Raw genomic sequence first — 22526 nt, 5'->3', positions numbered from 1 at the left:
GGCGCTCCCCCGACCCCTCCGCCGTTTAGGCCGGGGCCAGCGCCACCTTCACCGGAAGGCCGGTGGCCAGGGACTCCTGGGCAGCATCGGCCACGCGGGAAGCGGCCACAGCGTCCTCAGGTGTACAAGGGTTGTCCCTCCGGCCGAGGACAAACTCAACGAAGGCGGCCATCTCGGATCGATAGGCCTGGTCGAAGCGCTCCGCAAACGTCCTGTGCGGCCCGCCCACAGGGAAGTCGACGCCGGGTTCGGCCGATGCCATGGCGGTCTTCTCGTCCAGCCCCACCATAAGCGACCGGCTGGACCCCTGGATTTCCAGCCGCACATCATGGCCAGCCCCGTTGTACCGCGTCGCCGAGACTGTGCCTACCGTCCCGTCGTCGAAAGTGACTAGCGCCAGCGCGGTATCCACGTCACCGACGTCGGCGATCGCCGGGTCGCCGTTGTTCGAGCCCTTGGCATAGACCTCGACGATTTCGCGGCCGGTCAGCCAGCGCAAAATGTCGAAGTCGTGGACCGAGCAGTCGCGGAAAAGCCCGCCGGAGGTCGCGAGGAACTCGACAGGCGGCGGTGCCATGTCGCAGGTGACTGCGCGCAGGGAGTGGATCCAGCCCAGCTCGCCGGCCCGGTAAGCCCGCCTGGCTTCAAGGTAGCCGGCGTCGAAACGGCGCTGGTGTCCGATCTGGACCATGCCGTTCCTCTCCCGGATGTAGTCAAGCACCGGGAGGGCCTCCGCAACGTTCATGGCTACCGGCTTTTCACAGAAGACTGGGATTCCGGCGTCCACGCCGGCCTTGATCAGGCCGGGATGGGTGCCCGTGCCGGTGGCGATCACCAGCCCGTCCAGGCCCGACGCGAGCAGTGCTTCCACGGACGGCAGGAACTCGGCGCCCACCCTGGCAGCCACGGCCCTGGCGTGTTCTTCGGCGACGTCCGTCAGCCGGAGCCGGACGTTGATGTCCGCAGCCTTGAATGCGCCGTTGAGCATGGAGATGTTGTCCGCGTGCATGGCGCCGATACGGCCCACGCCCACCAATCCAAGAGTTATGTCCTTCACAGTTCTTCCTTTGTTCTGTCGTCGCCAGGGAAAGTGATGCCGAGGTGGCGGCGGATTTCGTCTGCTGCTTCCATGGTGCGGACGGAGGCGTCCAGCGGGCGCTCGAGGCTTTCCGTCCGACCGGCAGCGATGCAACGGGCAACTGCGGCCGCTTCGTAGTGCAAACCCTCGAAGTGCCCGCCCGCGGGTTCGTTGTGGCGCAGCTGTGTTCCGTCGTGGAAACGCACATCAAAACCGCCGGGCATATTGAAGGGCCCATCAATGGTCAGGGTTGCCTGGGAGCCGACAATCGTGGCAGCCGTCGGTGTGAAATTGTGCAGCTGCGTGTTCATGACAGCCTGGCTCCCGCCCGCGAATCCCATGATGGCCGAGAGTTGGGCGTGGACCCCGGATTCGTGCGGCTGTCCCAGGACATGCATCCGCTCCGGGGCGCCCAGGACTTCGGTGATGAGCGCCAAGGGGTAGGTTCCGAGGTCCAGCAGCGGACCTCCGGCCAGTGCCGGATCGAAGATCCGGTGGGTGCGGTTGAAGTGTTCGCCGTACTCCGCCACCACGGTGGTTATGGTCCCCAGCGTTCCGGCCTCGAGAATCTGCCGGATGATGTCGAATTTCGGCAGGAAGAAAGTCCACATCGCTTCGGTGGCGAAAACGCCAGCGGACCTGGCACGCGCGGCGATGTCCCGCGCCTGCTCCGCGTTGAGTCCGATGGGTTTTTCGACCAGGACATGTTTGCCTGCTTCGAGGGCGAGCAGGGCAGCGCTGTGGTGGAAATTGTGCGGCGTGGTGACATAAACGATGTCGACATCAGGAGCAGATGCCAGTTCCTCGTAGCTTCCGTACGCGGCGGGCACGCCAAACTTTTCGGCAAATTCCTTGGAGCGGGACAACGAGCGGGAACCGACGGCGGCAATCACCTGGCGCGAATGCGCCTGCACCGACTCCGTGAACCGCTCGGCAATCCACCCCGGCCCCATGATGCCCCACCGCAGCGACGGTGCGTCCTTCGAATCGGGGACGCGTGATGCCGGCAGGACGGCGGCAGCCATCAATAGATCACTTTCGTAAAGGATCCGTCACTGTGCAGTGAACGGATCATTGCCTGGCCCACCTGCGATGCCCGCAGGCCGTCCTCCCCCGTGGCGAGCGGCGGGGTGTCTCCGCGTTCCAGGGCAGAGATCCAGGCCTGGAGCTGCAGGCGGTACGCGTCGGCGAAGCGCGGGCGCCAGTCAGCGGGGATGACGGACCGCTGCTGGCCCTCGTGGTGGACCAGCAGCGCGGCGGGTTCCGGGAGGGCAGCTGTACCGCTCTCGGACACCACCTCGCAGCGGGTGGTGTAGCCATACTGCGCGTTCAGGAACAGTTCGAGGGTGGCAAGGGTGCCGTCGGCTGTCCGGAGGAGCATCAAGGCCGGGTCCTGAAGGTCTCCGGTGCTGTGCCGGGAGCTGCGCCCCGCCTGCCATGAAACTTCGGTGATGGGTGTCCCCAGCAGCCAGGGAATGATGTCGAACTCGTGGATGGCCGAATTGGTGATGGCTGATTCCGAGCCGGCACCGGGTCCCGCAGTTGCGGTGCGGCTGGTGCAGTGCACCAGCAGCGGTTCGCCGTTGCTGCGGACCCGCGTGGCTTCGCGGAGTGCTGTGTAGCCGGGATCAAACCGCCTCATGAAGCCCATCGACAGCAGCCTGGCCCCTGTTGCCGCAAGGATGTCCGCCTCAGCCTCCACCACGTCGAGGCTTTCCAGGATGGTGGGGGCCAGGGGCTTCTCGCAGAGCACGGGCGTCATAGCTTCGAAGCATTCCAGCACCAGTCCCGCATGGGTCGAGTCATGGGAAGCGATGACGACGGCGTCCACCTCGCTGGAGTTGATCAGCTCGGAAGGGTCGGTGGTGGTCCGGGCCGACGGCGGTGCAGCTGCCGTTGCCCGTCCGGCGTCGAGGTCTGCCACGAAGGTGACTTCTGCACCGTTGACGGCGGTGGTCAGGTTCCTGATGTGGTCTGCGCCCATGACGCCGGCGCCGATGACGCCCACACGGATCGGCATGTTCTCTTCCTGTCTGCTGTTCGTTGTCTGTGGGCGATGTGGAGCGGGGCCCGTCGGGCATTCCGGGGGCCCCGTTCCGGTCAGTACTAGGCGTGCCGGGGGCCGCTTTCCTTCGGCGTCTCTGCGCCGTGGGTGACGTCGGCGACTTCTGCCTGCACTTCCTTGACCACATCGCTGTGGCCGCCGAGCTGTTCGAGTTCGTGCGCAAGTTCGGCAAGTTCAGCGCCGCCGGCCATCTGGGCGGTGAGCTCGTCCAGGGTGATGTCTTTTTTGTCGTAGTAGCCGATGGACTTGCCACGCTTGAGCAGAAGGAACCGGTCCCCTACCGGAAAGGCATGGTGCGGGTTGTGGGTGATGAAGATGACCCCGAGTCCCCTGTCCCTTGCCTGGAGGATGTAGCGCAAAACTACGCCCGACTGCTTCACGCCGAGCGCCGCCGTCGGTTCGTCCAGGATCAGGACCTTGGCGCCGAAGTAGACGGCGCGGGCAATGGCCACGCACTGCCGCTCACCGCCCGAGAGCTGGCCGATGGGCTGTTCCACGTCGCGGAGGTCGATGCCCATCTCAGCCAGTTCCTTCTTGGTGATGTCCTTCATCTTTTGGACATCCATGCTTTTGAAGGGACCGAATCCGCTGGTCAGTTCAGAGCCAAGGAAGAAGTTGCGCCAGATGGGCATCAGCGGCACCACCGCCAGGTCCTGGTAGACCGTGGCGATGCCTGCATCCAGTGCATCACGTGGCGAATCGAACTTCCGCTCCTCGCCCATGATGTTCAGCGTTCCAGCGTCGTGCCGGTGCAGGCCGGCGATGATCTTGATGAGCGTGGACTTGCCGGCCCCGTTGTCACCGAGCACGCAGGTGACACGGCCGTTGTCGACTGCCATCGTGACATCCCTCAGCGCCACGATGTTGCCGTAGTGCTTGCCTACGGCATCAAGGGACAGCAGGTGCACAGGAGTATGCGTGAGCGGATCTTTTTCGTTTTGCAGCAAGGTGCGCTGGTCAATTTTTTGGGCATTCATTTTCCGGACCCCTTTACTTCAGTTCCGCGCGGCGCTTGACGATGAGGTTGACGATGGTGGCGAGAAGCAGCATCAGGCCCAGGAAGAACTTGAACCAGTCAGGGTTCCACTGTGCGTAGACGATGCCCTTGTTGGCCATGCCGAAGATGAACGCGCCGATGGCGCCGCCAACAGCCGAACCGTAGCCGCCGGTGAGAAGGCACCCGCCGATCACAGCGGCAATGATGTAGAGGAACTCGTTGCCCACGCCCTCACCGGACTGCACCGCGTCGAAGGCGAACAGGTTGTGCATGCCCAGGATCCAGCCGCAGAAACCAACTGCCATGAACAGTCCGATCTTGGTGGCCTTGACCGGAACGCCCACGGCGCGGGCCGCATTCGCATCACCGCCGACGGCGAAGATCCAGTTCCCCACGCGGGTCCGCATCAGCACCCAGGTGGCCACCGCCACAAGGGCAATCCAGATGAATACGGTGATCTGGACATCAATCCCGCCGATCCTCACTGATGACGCGAACACCGCGCGGGCGGAGGCGAAGCCGTCCATGTCCGAGATCGAGGGGGAAGATACGCCGCCGCCGATCATGCGGGTCAGGCCCAGGTTCAGGCCGGTCAGCATCAGGAACGTGGCAAGGGTGACGATGAAGCTGGGCAGTTTGGTCTTCATCAGGATCCAGCCATTGACGTATCCGATGGCCAGGGAAACCAGCAGTGCCAGGGCGACACCAACCCAGACGTTGGTGCTGAAGTACCAGCTGAACATGGAGGCGGTAAGGGCCGAACTGATGACGGCGACACCTGTGGAAAGGTCGAACTCGCCGCCGATCATAAGCAGCGCGACGCCGACGGCCATGATTCCGATGGTTGAGCTGCCGTACAGCACGGTCGCGAAGGACGAAGGCTGCAGGAAGGTCGGGGAAACCACGGCGAAGAAAACGAAGAGGACAATGGCGCCCACCAGGGCGCCGACCTCAGGGCGGCCGAGCAGTTTCTGGAGGGGGCTGCGCTTACCGATGCGTTCATCGGTCGCGGGGACGGAGGGTTTGGTCAGAGTCTGGGTCATGGGGATTCTCCTGCTATGGCGGGTTCCGGAGCCGCAAGGGCCCCGGAACCCGCTCAAAGCATCCTTAGCGGATGCCTTCCTTGGCGAACTTGAGGACGTCAGGAGCTGCTGCCTGATCGATGATCGACGGGCCGGTCAGCACCGGAAGCCCGCCACCTACGTGGATGCCGCCCCGCTTGACCTGCCAGAGGGCGTCGACGGCTCCATAGCCCTGGAGCCACGGCTGCTGGTCGACGGTAAAGGCAACCTTGCCGTCGATGATGGCCTGGGCCAGTTCACCGTTCATGTCGAAGGAGGCTACCTTGACCTTGTCCTGCAGATTGAGGGACTCCACTGCCTTGTTGATGGTCAACGTGAACGGCGCTCCCAGTCCGATGATGGCGTCTGCATCCGGGGTGGCCTGGAGTTTCGCAGTGACTGTGGAGGAAACCTGGGTCATGTCGGTTCCCTGGACAAACAGGTTCTCAGTAGCCGGGATCTTGGACTTCACGCCGGCACACCGGGCATCCAGTGCCACGTTGCCCTGTTCCATGATCACGCAGATGGGGCGCTTTGCTCCCAGCGAGGAGAGCTTCTCCCCCACGGCCGCGCCCGCGAGGTTCTCGTCCGAACCGAAGTGGGTGAAAGCGCCCACCTGCTGCCAAACATCAGCACCTGAATTAAGGCTGACTACGGGGATACCGGCGTCCGCGGCCTTCTTGAGGACGTCCTTTAGGGCGTCCGGCTTGGCCAAGGTCACGGCGATGCCGCCGACTTTCTGGTCGATTGCCTGCTGGATCAGCTGGGCCTGGCGTCCGCCCTCAGGATCCGAGGTGTAGAGCAATTCCACGTTGTCCTTTGCAGCCGCTTCTTCGGCACCCTTGCGGAGGATGTCCCAGAAGGTGTCACCGGGAGCGGCGTGGGTGATGAGTGCAACCTTCATGCGTTCTGTTGTAGCGACCTGGCCGCCGCCTGCTGCGCCGCCGGCCTCCTCGGTCCTGCCTCCGGTGCTCGAACAGGCGCTCAGTGCCAGCATCGGCACGACAGCCGCTACAAGTGTTGCTTTACGCCAGGAAAATCTAGCCACGAGTATCTCCTTTGATATCAGCTCCGGACTGCCACGATGCAGTCGCCGGAATGTGCTTACTACGATCATGGTGACTTGAACCACACATGTCAATAGTTTGTCCTGACATTAGTATGTACGCACGTAACATGGGTGCTAGGACCCGCGAAATCCGGGAGATTTCCGCGGTTACCGAGCCGCTGGCACCACGTGCGAAGACCCAAAAAGGGCACCCTCGTCTTGGGAGACGAGGGTGCCCTCCTGCGGCTCGGCGTTCTTATTGGCTCGCGACGGCCTCCGGCTTCGTTCCGGCCACGTTCTTGAAGTAGTGCTCCACGTCTTCAAGGCTCTTGTCCTTGGTTTCGGGAACGTACTTGGCGGCAAACGCTATGGCGCCCACTCCGAGCACGGCGAACACAAAGAAGGTGCTGGACAGACCGATCGCCGCCAGGAGCTGCGGAAATCCGAACCCCACCATGAAATTGACGATCCAAAGGACAAAGGCGGAGGCGCCCATGCCGAGCCCGCGGATCTTGAGCGGGAAAATCTCGGAGAGCATCAGCCACGTGACCGGTGAGATGGCACCCTGCTGGAAGGCCAGGAATGTCACCGTCAGGGACAGAATCACGAAACCACGGGCTGAGCCTTCAGGCAGGATCAGTGAGAACAGGCCGATCAGCAGGAGCGCCGACGTCGTGCCTATCTGCCCCGTGATAAGCATCCGACGGCGGCCCACCCTGCCAAGCAGCCAGATTCCCAAGAACGTCGCGAGGACAGAGATGACGCCGTTGGCAATGTTGGCGGTCAGCGCAGCCTCGCGCCCGAATCCGGATTGGGCGAGGATTTGGGTGCCGTAATACATGATGGAGTTCACGCCGGTGATCTGCTGGATCACGGCCAGGCCGAGGCCCACGATAAAGATCCGCCGCAGCCAGGGGATCCCAAGGTCCTTCCAGGAGCCCATCTTGGACTTGTAGTCCTCGACGGCCATGGCCTTGACTTCCTCGAACTCTGTTCGCGCCTCGGCCTGGGAGCGGATGCGTTGGAGAACGCTGAGCGTTTCGCCGAAACTTCCCATCGAGGCCAGCCATCGGGGGCTCTCGGGCATGAAGTTCATCCCGATCCACAGTGCAATGGCAGGCAGGGTGGCGATCACCAGCATCCAGCGCCAGATGCCGCCGGCCTCCCCAAAGGTGTTGCCCAGGTAGGCGTTGAAAATGAAAGCCAGCAGCTGCCCGGTGACGATCATCAGTTCGTTCTGTGTGACGATCCGTCCGCGCCGTGCGCTGGGCGAAACTTCGGCCAGGTACACGGGAACGGTGACGGAGGCACCACCCACAGCCAGGCCGAGAATGAACCGGGCGGCGATCAAAACCTCGGTGTTTGGCGAGAAGGTGCACGCCAGCGTGCCCACAAGGAAAATGACCGCGAGGACCATAATCATCTTGCGACGGCCGTTCCGGTCGGCCAGCCGGCCGCCGAACAGTGCACCGAACGCGGCGCCGAAGAGGAGCGACGACGTGACCAGGCCCTCGGTCAGCGGCGTCAGGCCCAAATCCTCCTGCATGTACGGCAGCGCGCCGTTGATGACCCCCGTGTCGTAGCCGAAGAGGAGTCCGCCGAACGTGGAAATGATGGTGGCGGTCCGCAGCGCCCTCTTATGGTTCGGAGGCTGTTGCTCTTTGACCGCCGCGACCTTACCGGAGACACTCATGCGGTAGCTTTCTGGACGTACTGCTTCATGGTCTCCAGTTGGTACCGGGAGACGTCCTCGGCCTTCTCATCCTCGGCAAACACGCTGGAGACCATCACTGTGTTGTCCTTGTCCAGGAAGCCGATTTCCTTGAGGCCGCCGAAGAACTCGTCCCAGTTCACGTCGCCGTCGCCGATCTTCAGGTGCTGGTGCACGCGCACGGCATTGCCCGGCGGATTCGTAATGTAGCGCAGGCCGTGGGAGGCATGGTGGTCCATCGAGTCGGACACATGGACCAGGCGTAGCTTGTCCCCTGCGGTCCGCATGATTTCCAGCGCCTTGTTGCCCATGTGGAAGCTGTGCGAGGCGACGTAGACCATGCCGATGTTGGGAGAGTTGACGCCACGGATGACCCGAATGGCGGCCAGGCCGTCTTCAACGAAGTCGTCCGGGTGCGGATCAATCAGGACATCGAGTCCTTCGCGTTCAATGATCGGCAGCAGTTCCTCCATGGAGCGGTAGAACGCCCGCTCGGACTCCTCAGCCTTCTCGGGGCGGCCGCTGAACTCGGTGTTCATTGTGCCGACGCCAAGATCCACGGTGATCTGGATGGCGCGCTTCCAGTAGCGGACAGCTGCTTCGCGAGCATCCTCGTCCGGGCCGGACCAGCGCAACACGGGAAGGACGGAAGCGATTTCCACGCCGGCATCCTTGCACGCCTTGTTCATTTTGGTGACGAGTTCGTCATCCGCCTTTGGATGGTTGTAGAAGGGGATCATGTCTGCATGCGGCGTCAGCTGCAGGTACTTGTAACCCAGATCTGCAGCCACGCGGGGAAACTCCAGCAGACTGTGGCTGTGGTGGAACGGGGTGGGGTCAAGCGCGATTTTCACGAGGAACACTCCATTGTGGATCAGTCAGGAGGAGTTTTTGTCCGGATACGCAGGGTTGGAAGGCCCGGAAGTCGGCATATCTGGACAAAAACTCCGCGGGTCAGCGGTAAAGGTCCGGCTTGGCGGCGAGCTTCACGGCCACCTTCTCGCCGCTCTTCTGGGCTTCGACGCCGGCCTCGCAGCAGGCCGCGGTGGCGTAGCCGTCCCACGCGGTGGGACCGCCGATTTCGCCCTTCAGTGCAGCGTCCACCCAGGACTGGATTTCGACGTCGTACGCCGCGCCGAAGCGCTCTTCGAACCCGGGGGTGACGTTGCCGCCCCAGCGGCCGGCGCTGCGGGTGTAAAGGCCCTTGTCGCCGCCGATGTTGACGATGCCCTCTTCGAAGGAGGCCTGGGTGGCCACTTCGTAGCCGAACTTGGCGTTGACATAGATTTCGACGTCGGCCAGGACGCCTGATTCCGTCTCCAACAGGACGTGCTGGGGATCGTGCTGGCCGGCCGGGGCGTTCTTGGTGGCCTTCCCCATGCGGACCTGGACGCTGGTGATTTCCTCTCCGGTGAAGAACCGGATGGCATCGAACTCGTGGACCACGGAATCGTTGATCAGCATCTCGTTGGTGAAGCCCGGCGGCGTGGTGGGGTTGCGGTGCTGGTGGTGCAGCATCAGCAGTTCGCCCAGCTCGTGGTTGCCGATGATCTGGCCCAGGGCAGCGTATTCGGCGTCGAAGCGGCGCATGAAGCCCACCTGGATGCGCTTGTGCCCCAGCGCAACCTCAGCCTCCACGATCTTCCAGGAGGACTCGGCATCGGGGGTCAGCGGCTTCTCGCACAGGATCGGGATGTCCTTGGCGATGGCCTTCAGCAGGATGTCCTCGTGCAGGAAGCCCGGCGTGGCGATGAGTACTGCGTTGACGTCGCCGTTGTTGAGGGCTTCCTCGGCGTCGGCAAGGGCCACGGCGCCCGGAATGCCTTCAACTGCCGCCTGTGCGCGGGCCAGGTCAACGTCCACGACGGCGGCAACCTCGGCTCCGTGGATTCGGGTGTTAAGGCGCTGGATGTGGTCGGCGCCCATGCGCCCGGCGCCGATGACGGCGACGCGGAGTGCTTCAGTCATTGTTTTCGTTCCTCCAGGGGTCTTAGCGGATGCTGCAGTGTGGTTGTCAGTTGACAGTGGTTCGGGAACCACAGGACAGCAGGTAGTTGCGGGTGCGCTTGGCAATGGGCATGGGCACATCGAAGGCTACCGGGTACATGTCCTGCTCCACGATGCCGAAGATGGGCCGGTTGAGGGCCTCCACCGCTTCGATGACGGCGCGCAGGTCGGGAAGCCCGTTCGGCGGCTCGGTCATGACGCCGGCCAGGTTGGCGGCGGCCCAGGTCATGTTTTCCTCGTTGACCCTTTTGAGGATCTCCGGGTTGATCTGCTTCAAATGCAGGTAGCCGATCCTGTCCGGGTAGTTCTTGATCAGCTCGAGGCTGGAGGCACCGCAGTATTCGGCGTGGCCCGTGTCCAGGCACAGGTTCAGGTACTTCGGGTCCGTGGCGGCCAGGAGGGTTTCGATGTCTTCCTGCTCCCCGACGTGGGAGTCAGCGTGGGAATGGAACTGCTGCTTGAGCCCGAAATCCTCCAGCAGGGTCTTCCCCAGTCGGTTGTGGCCGGCGAAAAGGTCGCTCCACGCCTTGTCGGTCAGGGTGCCGCTCTCCACCGCCTCGCCGGTAACGTCATCGCGCCACATGGCCGGGATGACCACGATGTGCTCGCCGCCCATAGCGGCCGTCAGTTCGGCGACTTTGCGCGCCGGTTCCCAGGCGGATTCCCACTGGTCCAGTCCGCGGTGGAAGGCGGTGAACACCGTGCCTGCCGTGACCTGGAGGTCGCGCTGCTTCAGTTCTTCCGCCAGCCGCGTGGGATCGGTGGGCAGGTAGCCGTAGGGGCCCAGTTCAATCCACTTGTAACCGGACTCGGCAACCTCATCGAGGAACCGTTCCCAGGGCGTCTGCTTGGGGTCATCCGCGAACCAGACTCCCCAGGAGTCCGGCGCCGTGCCGATGATCAGCTTGTTCTCAGTCATGACAGCGTTGTCTTTCTCTGGCTAGTTGGAGGGGAAGTTGTAGGAGGCGCCGGAGGCGTGGGTGGGTTCGGGCCAGCGGGAGGTGATGACTTTGCCGCGGGTGTAGAAGGAGACGCCTTCGGGGCCGTAGATGTGCTTGTCGCCGAAGAGCGATGCCTTCCAGCCGCCGAAGGAGTGGTAGGCCACCGGGACGGGCAGGGGCACGTTGATCCCGATCATGCCGACCGTGACGGAGCGCTGGAATTTCCGGGCGTGGGCGCCGGAGGAGGTGAAGATCGCAGTTCCGTTGCCGTACGGGTTGGCGTTGATCAGCCTGATGCCGTCCTCGAGGGTGTCGACGCGGACCACCACAAGCACGGGGCCGAAGATTTCCTCGGTGTAGGCGGTCATTTCGGTCTTGACGTGGTCGATCACGGTGGGGCCCACCCAGAAGCCGTCTTCGTGGCCGGGGACCACGAGGTCGCGGCCGTCGACCACCATGGCGGCGCCGGCTGCTTCGGCTTCGGTGACGATCCGTACGATGCGTTCCTTGGAGGCCGGGGTGATGACCGGGCCCATTTCGGCGTCGGGGGCGGTGCCGTTGTTGACCTTGACGGCCAGGGCGCGTTCTTCGACTTTCTTGACGATCAGGTCCGCGGCGTCCCCGACGGCGACGGCGACGGAGATGGCCATGCAGCGTTCCCCGGCGGAGCCGAAGGCGGCGGCCGCGAGGTGGTCGGCGGCGTTGTCCAGGTCAGCGTCGGGCATCACGATGGCGTGGTTCTTCGCCCCACCCAGGGCCTGGACGCGCTTGCCGTGCTTGGTGGCGGTCTCGTGCACGTACTGGGCGATCGGGGTGGAGCCGACGAAGGAGATGCCGTCCACGTCCGGGTGGGTCAGGAGACCGTCCACGGTTTCCTTGTCGCCGTGCAGGACCTGGAACACGCCGTCGGGCAGGCCGGCCTGCTTCCAGAGTTTGGCCAGGAGCATGGAGGCGGAGGGGTCGCGTTCGGAGGGCTTGAGGATGAAGGCGTTGCCGGTGGCGATGGCCATCGGTGCCATCCAGAGCGGGACCATCACCGGGAAGTTGAACGGGGTGATACCGGCGACCACACCGAGGGGTTCGCGGAAGTTGAAGACGTCGATCCCCGTGGACACCTGGTCCGAGTAGTCGCCCTTGAGCAGGGTGGGGATGCCGCAGGCGTACTCTATGACTTCCAGGCCGCGGCCGATTTCACCCTTGGCATCTGAGAGGACCTTGCCGTGTTCGGCGGTGACCAGCTGGGCGAGTTCCTCGACGTGGGAGGCGACGAGTTCGCGGAATTTGAACAGCACGGCGGTGCGCTTGGCCAGGGAGATGTCGCCCCAGGTGTCGGCGGCCTTGCGGGCAGCGGCGACGGTGGCGTCCAGGTCTGCCCGGTTGGCCAGCCGCAGCTGTGCGGACACGGCGCCGGTGGCCGGGTTGTAGACGTTCGTGGTGCGGTCACCCTCGCCGGCGCTTTCGGCGCCGTTGATGAAGTGGTTGATGGTGGAGGTCTCGGTTGTAACAGTCATGGGGCTCTTCCTTGAGTTGAAAGCGTTCGGTGTCGACGAGGGAATCAGCCGAGCAGCTTGCGCTGGCGGGCTTTGTGGCTGGTGTAGGCCTGGTAGGCCTGCTGGGTGGAGCCGAGCTCCGAAACCTGGGAGACGGGGACGTCCCACCAGGATTCGGAGGACGGCGCGTCCAGCAGCGGGTCTGATTCGACGTGGATCAGGATGGGGCCGCCGCGTTCGGGCGCTGCCTTGGCGTCGCGGATGGCCTGCTCGAGTTCGGCAATGACCTTCTCGCCCGGTTCCACCCGGATGACCTTCACGCCCAGGGATTCCGCGTTCAGGGCCAGGTCCACGGGCAGGGTGTCGCCTTCGTCGAAGCTGTGCTGTTCCTCGTTCAGCGCGCGGTACTGGGTGCCGAACCGCTGCGAGCCCAGGGATTCGGAGAGGGATCCGATGGAGGCGTAGCCGTGGTTCTGGATCAGGACCACGATCAGCTTGATCCGTTCGGCGACGGCGGTGACCAGTTCGGTGTGCATCATCAGGTAGGAGCCGTCCCCCACCATGACGACGACGTCGCGCTGGGTTCCGCCGTTGGCGGCTTCAGCCAGCGCCGCGCGCTTGACTCCGAGGCCGCCCGGAATCTCGTAGCCCATGCAGGAATATGCGTATTCCACGTGGTAGCCGAACGGGTCACGGACCCGCCACATCTTGTGCAGGTCTCCGGGGAGCGAACCCGCCGCGCAAATAACGACGTCGGCCGGGTCCATGGCACGGGACGTGGCACCGATGATCTCGTTCTGGGCAGGCAACGGCGTGGAGCGGGTGTCGAAGGCTTCGTCCACGGTGGCGTCCCAGCGCTTCTTCTCCGCCGCGATCTTCTGCTCGAGGTCCGCTCCGACGCGGTAGCCGCCCAGTGCCTGGTTCAGTTTGACCAGGGCCTTGCGGGCGTCCGCCACGATCGGCAGCGCGGTGCCGTGCTTGTAGGCATCGATCGCAGCGACGTTGATGTTGATGAACTTCACGTCCGGGTTCTGGAACGCGGTCCGGGAGGCGGTGGTGAAGTCCTCGTAGCGCGTGCCGATGCCAATGATCAGGTCCGCTTCGGCGGCGATGGCGTTGGCCGCCGTCGTGCCCGTGGAGCCAATGGCGCCAAGGGAGTACTTGTGGTCCCACGGCAGGACGCCGACGCCCGCCTGGGTGTTGCCCGCCGGGATTCCGGTCAGCTCCACGAACTTCGCGAGTTCCTCGTTGGCGTAGGCGTAGAGGACGCCGCCGCCGGCGATGATCAGCGGCCGCTTCGCAGAGCGGATGGCCGCGGCAGCGCGGGCGATGTCGTCGTCGTCCGCGTCCGGGCGGCGGATCCGCCACTCCCGCTCGGCCAGGAACTCCTCGGGCACATCAAACGCCTCGGCCTGGACGTCCTGGGGCAGGGAGATGGTCACGGCGCCGGTCTCCGCCGGATCCGTCAGGACACGGAGGCCGTGGTGGAACGCGGAGAACAGCTGCTCCGGGCGGGAAACACGGTCGAAGAACCTGGACAGTGGCCGGAAGGCGTCATTAACGGTGATGTCGTAGGCGTAGGGCTGTTCGAGCTGCTGCAGCACCGGGTCCGCGGCGCGGGTGGCAAAGGTGTCGCTGGGCAGCAGCAGCACCGGCAGCCGGTTCGTCGTGGCCAGAGCGGCGCCGGTCAGCAGGTTGGAGGACCCCGGGCCGATCGAGGTGCTGATGGCGAAGGTCTGGCGGCGGCGGGTATGCCTGGCATACCCCACGGCCTGGTGCGCCTGGGCCTGCTCGTTCCGGCCCTGGTAGTACGGCATGATGGCCGGGTCCAGTTGCTGGTACTGCTTCAGGGCCTGGCCCACGCCGGCCACGTTCCCGTGCCCGAAGATGCCGAATGTTCCCGGAATCAGCCGCTCACGGTATTCAACCCCGCCAATGGAGTCCACCGTGTACTGCTTTGAAAGGTATTCCACCACGGCCTGGGCGACCGTCATTCTGCGGGTGGCAGTTCCTGATGTTGTTCCCATGGGGAGGCTACTCCGATACTTCTTCGGTTCGGTTTCGGGTGGTGTGGTTCAGCAGTGAGGCGGCCGTGGCCACGGCACCGGCAACATCGCCGTCGGCCGGGTACAGGAGCGTCCGGCCAACAGTGAGGCCCTGCACTCCCGGCAACGCAAGGGCTGCCTGCCAGCTGGCGAAAACCTCGTCCTGGCTGCTGTCCGGATCCCCGCCCAGCAGGACGGTGGGCATGGTGGTGGCCGCCATGACCCGCTCCATGTCCGCCACGACGGGAAGCTTCATCCAGGTGTAGGCGCTGGTGGATCCCAGGCCCTCGGCGATGGCAATGGACTTGATGACGGCGTCCGTGGACAGGTCATTCCGTACGCGGCCGTTGTCCCGGACCGAAAGGAAGGGCTCCACCATGGCAATGAGCTTGCGCTCGGCAAGGGAGTCGATGGCCTTGGCAGTAGCCTCCAAGGTTGCCACCGTGTCCGGGTCCCCCAGGCAGATGCGGGTCAGCATCTTTCCGCCGTCGGCACCCAGCGCTTCCAGGGCGGCTGCCGTGTGGCCGGTGAAGCGGTCATCGATTTCGTTGACCAGGCCGGCGAGTCCGCCGCGGTTCATTGAGCCGAAAACCAGCTTTCCTTCCAGCGCACCAAGCAGGAGCAGGTCATCCATGATGTCCGGCGACGCAAGCACGCCATCCACGTCCGGATTTGCCAAGGCAATCTGGAGCCGGTCCAGCAATTGGCGGCGGTCTGCCATCGCCACAGGGTCACTGCCCACGGCCAGGGCGCCGCGGGCAGGGTGGTCGGCGGCCACGATGAAGTTCTGCCTGCCGTACTTCAGCCCAGGGTGGCGGCGCCGTGCCTTCGCTGCCCGGGCAACGGCGTCCGGGTCCTCGAGCCGGATGGTGCTCAGGTGGGCATAGCGGCGCGGGTCGTCGTCCAGCGCATTGTTCGAGGCCAGTGGTGTAAGGGTCACAGTGCTGCTCCTTCGGTGGCAAACTGGCCAGGCAACAGGCGGCCGCGTTCCGCGAGCAGCGAGGTGACCTCATCCGGCGTCGGCATGGCATCCGCGCAGGAAAGGCGGGAGGCGACGATCGCGCCGGCGGCATTGGCGTAGTCCAGGACCTGGGCCAGCGGCCAGCCGGACAGCAGTCCGTGGCAGAAGGCACCGCCGAAGGAATCGCCGGCTCCCAGGCCGTTGACGGTTTGCACCGGCACGGGGGCGGAGACTACGCTTTCCGTGCGGGTTTTCGCCATGACGCCTTCGGGCCCAAGCTTGACGACGGCGATCTCGACTCCGGCGGCCAGCAGGCGGTCCGCCTGCTCATCGGGGGTTCCCTCGCCTACCGCCACGGCGCATTCCTTGTCGTTGCCGATGGCGACGGTGACGTGCGGCAGGATCTTGGCCACCTCGGCCCGCGCTTCCCCTTCAGATGCCCAGAACATGGGCCGGTAGTCGAGATCCAGGATGGTGAACTGGCCTTCCTTCAGCCCGGTCCGGGGACGTGCCTCGTGTGCCTTGATGTGGGCTGTTCGGCTGGGTTCCTGGCACAGCCCGGTAACAGTGGACCAGAAGATGCCCGCCTCGCGGATGGCCTCCAGGTCAAGTTCGTCGGCCCTGATCTGCAGGTCCGGGGCGGTAGGAAAGCGCCCATAGAAGTAGAGCGGGAACTCGTCCGTGGCCGGCTTGATCGCACAAAACGTCACCGCCGTTGGCCATTCCTTGACCGGGGTGACATACGTGTCGTCAACGCTGAACTTCTTCAGTTCCCGGTGGAGGTACGTGCCGAAAGCGTCGTCACCGGTGCGGGTAATCACGCCTGTCCGGCGGCCATGCCGGGCGGCTGCTACGGCAACGTTCGACGGTGACCCGCCGAGGTACTTGCCGAAGGACGTCACGTCCTCCAGGTCCACCCCGATGTCGTTCGGGTAGATATCAACGCTGATGCGCCCGATCGTGAGCAGTTCGTGGGTCACGGTATCGCGGACCTTTCTAATGTGGACTCTGTCCTCAACAGCTAGAGCTCCAGTGACTGGCTGGCCCCTCCATGAGCGGGGTCACATCCACTACTTTGCCCTAGAATTAATGTCCTGTCAAAGGTTTGTACTGACATGTTTACAACTTGCCATAGGGCCTGTTTTGCCGCGCATTGCGGCCTTTCATCGCCTGAACGACGCCCTACTTTCGGGGCACGGCCAGCTCGCCGGTGACGTACTGGGCGCGGCCAAAGCCGAATGACCAGTCGCCGGCCGTGTTCTCCACGTAGCCGATGAAAACATCCTCCCCGGAAATGCCCGCCTCAGCGAGCTTCCCGGCCACGGCGGCGAAGAGGCGCTGCTTTGCATCCTGGGACCGGCCGCCCTGGGTGAAGATCTGGATCATCACAACCCCGTTGGTCCGCTCAAAGCCAAGACCGGCATCCTGCGCAAAAATCTGCCCCTCCGGGTGCTCGGTGAGGATGTGGAAGTAGTCGCGCTCCGGGATGCCATACTCGGCAAGGATCGCGTCATGGATCCCGCGGCTCAGTTTCTGAAGGTCCCCCCGGTTGCGGCCCTGGTTTACATCGATACGAACGAGTGGCATTGCCTCTCCTTTAAGTTTGTACTGACATACTAACAAAGTTATTGGAACGGCGGCAAGACTTTCGAGCATCTTGTGCAACAGAAGCAGACGGAATATTCTTAGACAACCAGTTAGTTGATCAAGCATATGGTTGAATATGAGAGGTTTTGATGGGCTCCGAAAGCGCAGCCTTGGACTCGGCGTTTATGGCCCTGGCCGATCCCGTGCGGCGGAGCATCATCGCCCGGCTCAGCCGGGGACCGGCCACCGTGAATGAATTGGCGGAACCCTTCGAGATCTCCAAACAGGCTGTCTCGAAGCACATCCAGGTACTCGAGCAGGCGGAACTGGTCACCCGCACCAGGGAAGCACAGCGGCGGCCCGTGCACCTGAATCCCGCGCGGCTTGAGGCACTCACCGCATGGATCGACCAGTACAGGTTGGTCCGCGAGGGGCAGTTCCGCAGCCTCGATGCCGTGCTGATCTCGAACGCTGCACCCGGCAGCGGCCCAGATACAAAGGAGTCATCGTGAGCAATTCTTTGAAGCTCAGCGTTCCTGAGGGAGTCCCCTTCATCGACTACGAGCGTGAGTTCGATTTTCCTGTCGCTGATGTGTTCCGGGCCCACAAGGAGCCGGACCTTCTCGTCCAGTGGTTGGGTCCGCGTGGTTACAAGATGGACATCGACCACTACGACTTCCGGACCGGCGGCAGTTACAGCTACCTGCACACCGGGCCGGAAGGAGTGCCCTATGAGTTCAAAGGCATCTTCCACACGGTCCGCGAGAACGAGTTCGCCATCCAGACTTTCGAGTTCGGCGGGTATCCGGACGTCGTCAGCCTGGAGTTCATGACGTTCGAGGACCTGGGCAATGGCCGGTGCCGCCTCCGCGGACATTCGGTCTATCCCACGCAGGAGGCCCGCGACGGCATGGCGCAGTCCGGCATGGAAGGCGGTATGTCGGAAGGCTATGAGCGGCTGGACGAACTCCTCAGCGGCGCCAAGGTCTGACAGGCAAAAAGTACGACGACGGGAGGTCACCTTTCGCTTGGAAAGGTGACCTCCCGTCGTCGTACGTTAAGCAGCAACGCGGGGTCACTCTGCGCCCAATCCAGGGGATGGATCGGGCCGGGAGTGACCCCGCGTTGGTTCTTACTGGAACTAGAGCGCTGCGTAGACTTCGCGCAGCAGCTTGGCGGTCTCGGACGGCGTCTTGCCGACCTTCACGCCTGCGGCCTCCAGTGCTTCCTTCTTGGCCTGGGCGGTTCCGGCGGAACCGGAGACGATGGCGCCGGCGTGGCCCATGGTCTTGCCTTCGGGAGCGGTGAAGCCTGCCACGTAGCCGACAACCGGCTTGGTGACGTTGGCCTTGATGAAGTCGGCAGCGCGCTCTTCAGCGTCGCCGCCGATTTCGCCGATCATGACGATCGCCTTGGTCTCGGGGTCGGCCTCGAACGCGGCGAGGGCGTCGATGTGGGTGGTGCCGATGATGGGGTCGCCGCCGATGCCGATGGCGGTGGAGAAGCCCAGGTCGCGCAGTTCGTACATCATCTGGTAGGTCAGGGTGCCCGACTTGGAGACCAGGCCGATGGGGCCCTTGCCGGTGATGTTGGCCGGGGTAATGCCAACCAGCGCCTCACCGGGGGTGATGATGCCGGGGCAGTTCGGTCCGATGATGCGGGTGACCTGGTTGCCGTCGGCGTCCACCTTGGACTGGGCCAGTGCCCAGAACTCGGCCGAGTCCTGGACCGGCACACCTTCGGTGATGACAACGACCAGGCCGATGCCGGCCTCGATGGCTTCAACAACGGCGCTCTTGGTGAATGCCGGCGGCACGAAGACGATGGAGACGTCCGCGCCGGTTTCCGCCATGGCTTCCTTGACGGTGCCGAAGACAGTGATTTCCTTGTCGCCGTGCAGGACCGTGGTGCCGGCCTTGCGGGCGTTGACGCCGCCAACGATGTTGGTGCCGGCCTTGAGCATCAGGGCGGTGTGCTTGGTGCCTTCGCCGCCGGTGATGCCCTGGACGATGACCTTGGAGTCCTTGTTCAGATAGATAGACATGGTGCGTCCCTTTACTTAGCTGCGTTGGCGAGCTCGGCGGCCTTGTCGGCGCCCTCGTCCATGGTTGCGGCCAGGGTAACCAGCGGGTGGTTGGCCTCGGCCAGGATGCGGCGGCCTTCCTCAACGTTGTTGCCGTCGAGGCGGACGACCAGCGGCTTGTTCGCGGAGTGGCCCAGCTCGGCCAGCGCACCAACGATGCCCTTGGCGACGGCGTCACACGCGGTGATGCCACCGAAGACGTTGACGAATACCGACTTGACCTGCTCGTCGCCCAGGATGACGTCCAGGCCTGCGGCCATGACCTCGGCGGAAGCTCCACCGCCGATGTCCAGGAAGTTTGCGGGCTTGACGTTGCCATGGTTTTCGCCTGCGTAGGCAACGACGTCGAGGGTGGACATGACCAGGCCGGCACCGTTGCCGATGATCCCTACTTCACCGTCCAGCTTGACGTAGTTCAGGTCCTGCGCCTTGGCCTTGGCCTCCAGCGGGTCAGCAGCGTCCTTGTCCTCAAGGAGGGCGTGCTTGGCGTGGCGGAAGTCGGCGTTCTCGTCCAGGGAGACCTTGCCGTCCAGGGCCACGATCTCACCGGCACCGGTCTTGACCAGCGGGTTGACCTCCACCAGGGTGGCGTCTTCCTTCTTGAAGACATCCCAGAGCTTCAGGATCACGGCGGCGACTTTGCCGCGCAGTTCCTCGGCGAAGCCGGCTGCTGCGACAATCTCGTCAGCCTTGGCCTGGTCGATGCCCACGGCGGGATCGATGGCGATCTTCGCCAGCGCCTCAGGGCGTTCGACGGCGAGCTGTTCGATTTCCATGCCGCCTTCAACCGAGCACATGGCCAGGTAGTTGCGGTTGGCCCGGTCCAGCAGGACGGAGAAGTAGTATTCCTCGGCGATGTCCGCACCCTGGGCAATCATCACCTTATTAACGGTGTGGCCCTTGATGTCCATGCCCAGGATGTTGGTGGAGTGCTCAAGTGCCTCATCGGCGGTCTTGGCAACCTTGACGCCGCCGGCCTTACCGCGGCCACCGGCCTTAACCTGGGCCTTAACGACAGTTACGCCGCCGATCTTCTCGGCAGCTGCCTTTGCTTCTTCTGGGGTGTACGCCACGATGCCGGCAAGCACGGGTACACCGTGCGCCTCGAACATATCGCGCGCCTGGTATTCAAACAGGTCCACGGTTTAGTGTCCTTCTACGTCGAAGTAGTTTCTGTACAGTCGGACACCATCGAAGACGATGACCGGGCTGCGGAATTGCACGCACCGGCGGCCTGTTGGAAACGAGCCACGCGGCGTGATGCTCCACTGGGAACTCTAGTCCTTTGGGAGGACCGGGCCGTCCCAGAGTACCCCTTATGTGAGTAAGGACACTATTCTATGGAGCGTAGAAAAACCGCGGATTTCCGCGGTTTTTGAGGGCTTCACGGTGCCGGCGGGGTACTTTCCGGAGGGCTGGAAATCAGCTCGTAACGGTTCTCCGAAACAAAGAACCCCACACCGGCCGAGACGTTTCCGCAGGCTACGCCGCCGTTGTAGGCGGAACAGCGAAGTCCGTTGCGTTCGAGGTTCTGTCCGTCAGCCAGAACAGCCAATTCCGCGATCGGGCCGGCCTTGCTGCCGCGGGGGCCGTATGTTGCTTCCATTTGTGTGACGCCGGACCGGCACTCTCCGTACGTTGCTTTGTCCGGCGTCAGCAGGGCCACCCCGCCCAGGTATCCGAGATTCGTTCCCGCGCAGTCATCCGCCACGTCGTCCGGGGCGGGTTTCGGGTATCCGGCCAGTTCGCAGTGGGCTACCGGCACAATGGCCAGTTTGTTGTTGTCGCTGTCGCTGAAGCTGTTCTGCTCATAGGGAAGGTTGATGTGCGGCCCGCGGGCTGCCGTCAGGGAACACGCCACTGTCCGGTCCTCGGTAATGAAGGAGAGGACATCGTCACCGCGGGAAAATTCCTGCCGGTCAACGAGCGGCGCCTGTTCCAGCTGTTCAATCGGCGGCAGTGGAGGCGGTGCCACGTATCCAGGGTCCTCCACCGTCACGGTGCAGCCTGTTGCAGCCAGGAGGAAAAGGGCGGCGAGCATCCCCCGTACAGTCCGTCGCATGCGGTCCATTATGCTTCATGGCGGCGCTCAGTCTGGTGCCAGGCCGGCTGCCTTTTCGACGACGGCGGCGGCAACAGCGGCGGGATCCCCTGCGGCGAAGTGGTCACGCATCTGTTGTGCCCGCGTCCGCCAGGCAGCATTCGAGAGGATCTCCTGCACAGCTTGGGCAATTCGCCATGGCTTGGGCCGTTCCGTTTTAAGGCTGATGCCCACGCCGGCGAATTCCACCCTGGCGTTGACGTCACTCTTGCCCTCGTTGATCCCTGACACCACCATTGGCACTCCTTTGGACAGGCTGAGCTGCACCCCGCCGAAGCCGCCGTTGGTGATGAACACGTCCGTAAAATCCAGCACCCTGGCGAAATCCACGAAGTCGCGGATCACGATGTTGGGCTGCGGGTAGCGGGCGCTGAGGGCCTCCGTCCCGCGGCCACCGGTGGCCACAATCACCAGCGCATCCATGTCCTTGACCGCCTCGAGCGCCGGGACTATCAGCTTGTCCTGGTCCACGTTGTCCACGGTTCCCTGGGTCACCAGCATCGTGCGTGGGTATTGCGGCCAGCGTTCCGCTTCTTTGGTGTCACGTTCAGCCACGGCCCCGGCCGGTCCCGGGGGCCTGTACGGCAGGAGTGCCCCCACATAGTGCACCGCGGGGTTCCGGTGCCGCCGCGGGAAGTCCAGGGCTTCCGGGCCGGTCTGGATGACGGCCGCTGAGGACCGGTAGGGCTCGTCCGTCAGACGTCCGTGCCTGGGGGCGGCCTGCCCGTAGGCCGCAAGCTGGCGGCGGTAGCTCAGGCCGGCGGGCCGCAGGATGACGTTGTCGGACAGGAAGCCCGCCGCCGCCTGGATGGATCGCTCTACCGGGTTGCGGGCAGGCTTGAAGCCGAAGAACAGCGGCGGTACCAGCGGGTCGCTCTCCATGTTGGGAATAGCCACGAAGTTCACCAGCGGCTTGCCCATCAGGCTCGCCACGAGGCGGTGGATAAACATGGAACTGTCCACCACGGCCACGTCGAAGGAAAAGTCCTGTTCCAGTTCCCGGATGTCCTCGAAGAAGTTGCTGACGTTGCTGGCAAAGATCTTTTCCCCATCGAACCCGATAGCCCGCGGTCCTTTGAGCTCGGCGCGTTCAGGGTACAGCTCGAAGAGGTTATCCACGCGGTGCTCAATGGCCCGCTGGAAAGGAAGGAGCGGGATGTCCAGGTCCCGGAGCTTGTCACGGAAGACGGGACCGGTGTACCAGGCGACGTTGTGCCCGCGTTCTTTGAGGCGGACCGCCACCCCCGTCATGGGGTTGAAGTGCCCATCGATGGCCTGGCTGGCGAACAGGATTTTCATGGCCGTGCTCCGACTGGTCCTGCGCTGCAGCAGGACGGTTCCTGAACCTTAG

The 22526-nt window shown here is 63.9% G+C and carries 21 protein-coding genes; 2 read left to right on the top strand and 19 right to left on the bottom strand.

All coding sequences use genetic code 11. From position 1 onward, the window contains the following. Positions 1-25: 25 nt before the first annotated feature. The 15 genes from AC4BCK_RS04680 to AC4BCK_RS04610 form a co-directional block, all read right to left on the bottom strand. Positions 26-1057 (bottom strand): Gfo/Idh/MocA family protein, encoded by a 1032-nt coding sequence (locus AC4BCK_RS04680; protein ID WP_490566647.1) that lies wholly within the window; start codon positions 1055-1057, stop codon positions 26-28. Next, positions 1054-2103 carry a Gfo/Idh/MocA family protein gene (locus AC4BCK_RS04675; RefSeq protein ID WP_490566646.1) on the bottom strand — a complete coding sequence of 350 codons (1050 nt, stop codon included), beginning with the start codon at positions 2101-2103 and terminating at the stop codon, positions 1054-1056. The genes AC4BCK_RS04680 and AC4BCK_RS04675 overlap by 4 nt, the downstream gene beginning before the upstream one ends. Further along, positions 2103-3098 (bottom strand): Gfo/Idh/MocA family oxidoreductase, encoded by a 996-nt coding sequence (locus AC4BCK_RS04670; protein WP_366286842.1) that lies wholly within the window; start codon positions 3096-3098, stop codon positions 2103-2105. Before AC4BCK_RS04670 ends, AC4BCK_RS04675 begins: the two co-directional genes overlap by 1 nt. Positions 3099-3184: 86 nt before the next feature. After that, entirely contained in the window at positions 3185-4120 is a 936-nt protein-coding gene (locus AC4BCK_RS04665) for an ATP-binding cassette domain-containing protein (protein WP_490566645.1), read from the bottom strand. A 13-nt stretch (positions 4121-4133) separates the two neighbouring features. Then, entirely contained in the window at positions 4134-5183 is a 1050-nt protein-coding gene (locus tag AC4BCK_RS04660) for an ABC transporter permease (protein WP_364272163.1), read from the bottom strand. Between the two features lie 64 nt (positions 5184-5247). Next, a complete protein-coding gene (locus AC4BCK_RS04655) occupies positions 5248-6249 on the bottom strand; it encodes a substrate-binding domain-containing protein (protein WP_188732346.1) in 1002 nt (333 codons plus the stop codon). A 256-nt stretch (positions 6250-6505) separates the two neighbouring features. After that, the gene (locus AC4BCK_RS04650) at positions 6506-7942 is read right to left on the bottom strand and encodes a sugar porter family MFS transporter (protein ID WP_364272166.1); all 1437 of its coding nucleotides are present in this window, start codon (positions 7940-7942) and stop codon (positions 6506-6508) included. Continuing rightward, on the bottom strand, positions 7939-8814 hold the full coding sequence (locus tag AC4BCK_RS04645) for a sugar phosphate isomerase/epimerase family protein (protein ID WP_363957589.1): 876 nt from the start codon (positions 8812-8814) through the stop codon (positions 7939-7941). Before AC4BCK_RS04645 ends, AC4BCK_RS04650 begins: the two co-directional genes overlap by 4 nt. A gap of 100 nt (positions 8815-8914) precedes the next feature. Further along, positions 8915-9928 (bottom strand): Gfo/Idh/MocA family protein, encoded by a 1014-nt coding sequence (locus tag AC4BCK_RS04640; RefSeq protein ID WP_174175993.1) that lies wholly within the window; start codon positions 9926-9928, stop codon positions 8915-8917. 46 nt (positions 9929-9974) lie between these two features. Beyond that, the gene (locus tag AC4BCK_RS04635; protein WP_174175995.1) at positions 9975-10886 is read right to left on the bottom strand and encodes a sugar phosphate isomerase/epimerase family protein; all 912 of its coding nucleotides are present in this window, start codon (positions 10884-10886) and stop codon (positions 9975-9977) included. A gap of 21 nt (positions 10887-10907) precedes the next feature. Further along, positions 10908-12419 carry a CoA-acylating methylmalonate-semialdehyde dehydrogenase gene (locus AC4BCK_RS04630; RefSeq protein WP_174175998.1) on the bottom strand — a complete coding sequence of 504 codons (1512 nt, stop codon included), beginning with the start codon at positions 12417-12419 and terminating at the stop codon, positions 10908-10910. A gap of 44 nt (positions 12420-12463) precedes the next feature. Beyond that, entirely contained in the window at positions 12464-14392 is a 1929-nt protein-coding gene (gene iolD / locus AC4BCK_RS04625) for a 3D-(3,5/4)-trihydroxycyclohexane-1,2-dione acylhydrolase (decyclizing) (RefSeq protein WP_363938916.1), read from the bottom strand. Between the two features lie 40 nt (positions 14393-14432). Then, the gene (locus AC4BCK_RS04620; protein WP_490566644.1) at positions 14433-15383 is read right to left on the bottom strand and encodes a Cgl0159 family (beta/alpha)8-fold protein; all 951 of its coding nucleotides are present in this window, start codon (positions 15381-15383) and stop codon (positions 14433-14435) included. Beyond that, a complete protein-coding gene (gene iolC, locus AC4BCK_RS04615; RefSeq protein ID WP_490566643.1) occupies positions 15380-16384 on the bottom strand; it encodes a 5-dehydro-2-deoxygluconokinase in 1005 nt (334 codons plus the stop codon). Before iolC ends, AC4BCK_RS04620 begins: the two co-directional genes overlap by 4 nt. A gap of 202 nt (positions 16385-16586) precedes the next feature. Next, the gene (locus tag AC4BCK_RS04610; protein ID WP_490566642.1) at positions 16587-16991 is read right to left on the bottom strand and encodes a tautomerase family protein; all 405 of its coding nucleotides are present in this window, start codon (positions 16989-16991) and stop codon (positions 16587-16589) included. Between the two features lie 149 nt (positions 16992-17140). Between AC4BCK_RS04610 and AC4BCK_RS04605 the strand changes: the two genes are divergently transcribed. Then, positions 17141-17503 carry an ArsR/SmtB family transcription factor gene (locus tag AC4BCK_RS04605; RefSeq protein WP_174176007.1) on the top strand — a complete coding sequence of 121 codons (363 nt, stop codon included), beginning with the start codon at positions 17141-17143 and terminating at the stop codon, positions 17501-17503. After that, complete coding sequence (locus tag AC4BCK_RS04600) at positions 17500-17982, top strand: SRPBCC family protein (RefSeq protein WP_364272187.1); 483 nt, start codon at positions 17500-17502, stop codon at positions 17980-17982. Before AC4BCK_RS04605 ends, AC4BCK_RS04600 begins: the two co-directional genes overlap by 4 nt. A gap of 150 nt (positions 17983-18132) precedes the next feature. Here AC4BCK_RS04600 and sucD read toward each other — a convergent pair whose 3' ends face one another. The 4 genes from sucD to AC4BCK_RS04580 all read right to left on the bottom strand — a co-directional run bounded on the left by sucD (position 18133) and on the right by AC4BCK_RS04580 (position 22474). Continuing rightward, a complete protein-coding gene (gene sucD, locus AC4BCK_RS04595) occupies positions 18133-19035 on the bottom strand; it encodes a succinate--CoA ligase subunit alpha (RefSeq protein WP_157239019.1) in 903 nt (300 codons plus the stop codon). Positions 19036-19046: 11 nt separating this feature from the next. Continuing rightward, positions 19047-20216 (bottom strand): ADP-forming succinate--CoA ligase subunit beta, encoded by a 1170-nt coding sequence (sucC, locus tag AC4BCK_RS04590; RefSeq protein WP_174176011.1) that lies wholly within the window; start codon positions 20214-20216, stop codon positions 19047-19049. A 242-nt stretch (positions 20217-20458) separates the two neighbouring features. Continuing rightward, a complete protein-coding gene (locus tag AC4BCK_RS04585) occupies positions 20459-21145 on the bottom strand; it encodes a hypothetical protein (RefSeq protein ID WP_397425778.1) in 687 nt (228 codons plus the stop codon). 18 nt (positions 21146-21163) lie between these two features. Next, positions 21164-22474, bottom strand: coding sequence for a glycosyltransferase (locus AC4BCK_RS04580; RefSeq protein ID WP_251423854.1), 1311 nt, complete (start codon positions 22472-22474; stop codon positions 21164-21166). Positions 22475-22526 lie beyond the last annotated feature (52 nt).

It is taken from the genome of Pseudarthrobacter sp. As-47 (genome assembly GCF_058215595.1).
The sequence above is the reverse complement of the archived record's forward strand: the minus strand, read 5'-3'. Positions and strand labels throughout refer to the sequence as shown.

What these genes read in the sequence shown, in the direction of transcription:
- AC4BCK_RS04675 (WP_490566646.1), bottom strand. Translation starts at nt 2,103, where the DNA reads ATGGCTGCCGCCGTCCTGCCGGCATCACGCGTCCCCGATTCGAAGGAC.
- AC4BCK_RS04670 (WP_366286842.1), bottom strand. Translation starts at nt 3,098, where the DNA reads ATGCCGATCCGTGTGGGCGTCATCGGCGCCGGCGTCATGGGCGCAGAC.
- AC4BCK_RS04665 (WP_490566645.1), bottom strand. Translation starts at nt 4,120, where the DNA reads ATGAATGCCCAAAAAATTGACCAGCGCACCTTGCTGCAAAACGAAAAA.
- AC4BCK_RS04660 (WP_364272163.1), bottom strand. Translation starts at nt 5,183, where the DNA reads ATGACCCAGACTCTGACCAAACCCTCCGTCCCCGCGACCGATGAACGC.
- AC4BCK_RS04650 (WP_364272166.1), bottom strand. Translation starts at nt 7,942, where the DNA reads ATGAGTGTCTCCGGTAAGGTCGCGGCGGTCAAAGAGCAACAGCCTCCG.
- AC4BCK_RS04640 (WP_174175993.1), bottom strand. Translation starts at nt 9,928, where the DNA reads ATGACTGAAGCACTCCGCGTCGCCGTCATCGGCGCCGGGCGCATGGGC.
- AC4BCK_RS04635 (WP_174175995.1), bottom strand. Translation starts at nt 10,886, where the DNA reads ATGACTGAGAACAAGCTGATCATCGGCACGGCGCCGGACTCCTGGGGA.
- AC4BCK_RS04630 (WP_174175998.1), bottom strand. Translation starts at nt 12,419, where the DNA reads ATGACTGTTACAACCGAGACCTCCACCATCAACCACTTCATCAACGGC.
- iolD (WP_363938916.1), bottom strand. Translation starts at nt 14,392, where the DNA reads ATGACGGTCGCCCAGGCCGTGGTGGAATACCTTTCAAAGCAGTACACG.
- AC4BCK_RS04610 (WP_490566642.1), bottom strand. Translation starts at nt 16,991, where the DNA reads ATGCCACTCGTTCGTATCGATGTAAACCAGGGCCGCAACCGGGGGGAC.
- AC4BCK_RS04605 (WP_174176007.1), top strand. Translation starts at nt 17,141, where the DNA reads ATGGGCTCCGAAAGCGCAGCCTTGGACTCGGCGTTTATGGCCCTGGCC.
- sucD (WP_157239019.1), bottom strand. Translation starts at nt 19,035, where the DNA reads ATGTCTATCTATCTGAACAAGGACTCCAAGGTCATCGTCCAGGGCATC.
- AC4BCK_RS04585 (WP_397425778.1), bottom strand. Translation starts at nt 21,145, where the DNA reads ATGGACCGCATGCGACGGACTGTACGGGGGATGCTCGCCGCCCTTTTC.
- AC4BCK_RS04580 (WP_251423854.1), bottom strand. Translation starts at nt 22,474, where the DNA reads ATGAAAATCCTGTTCGCCAGCCAGGCCATCGATGGGCACTTCAACCCC.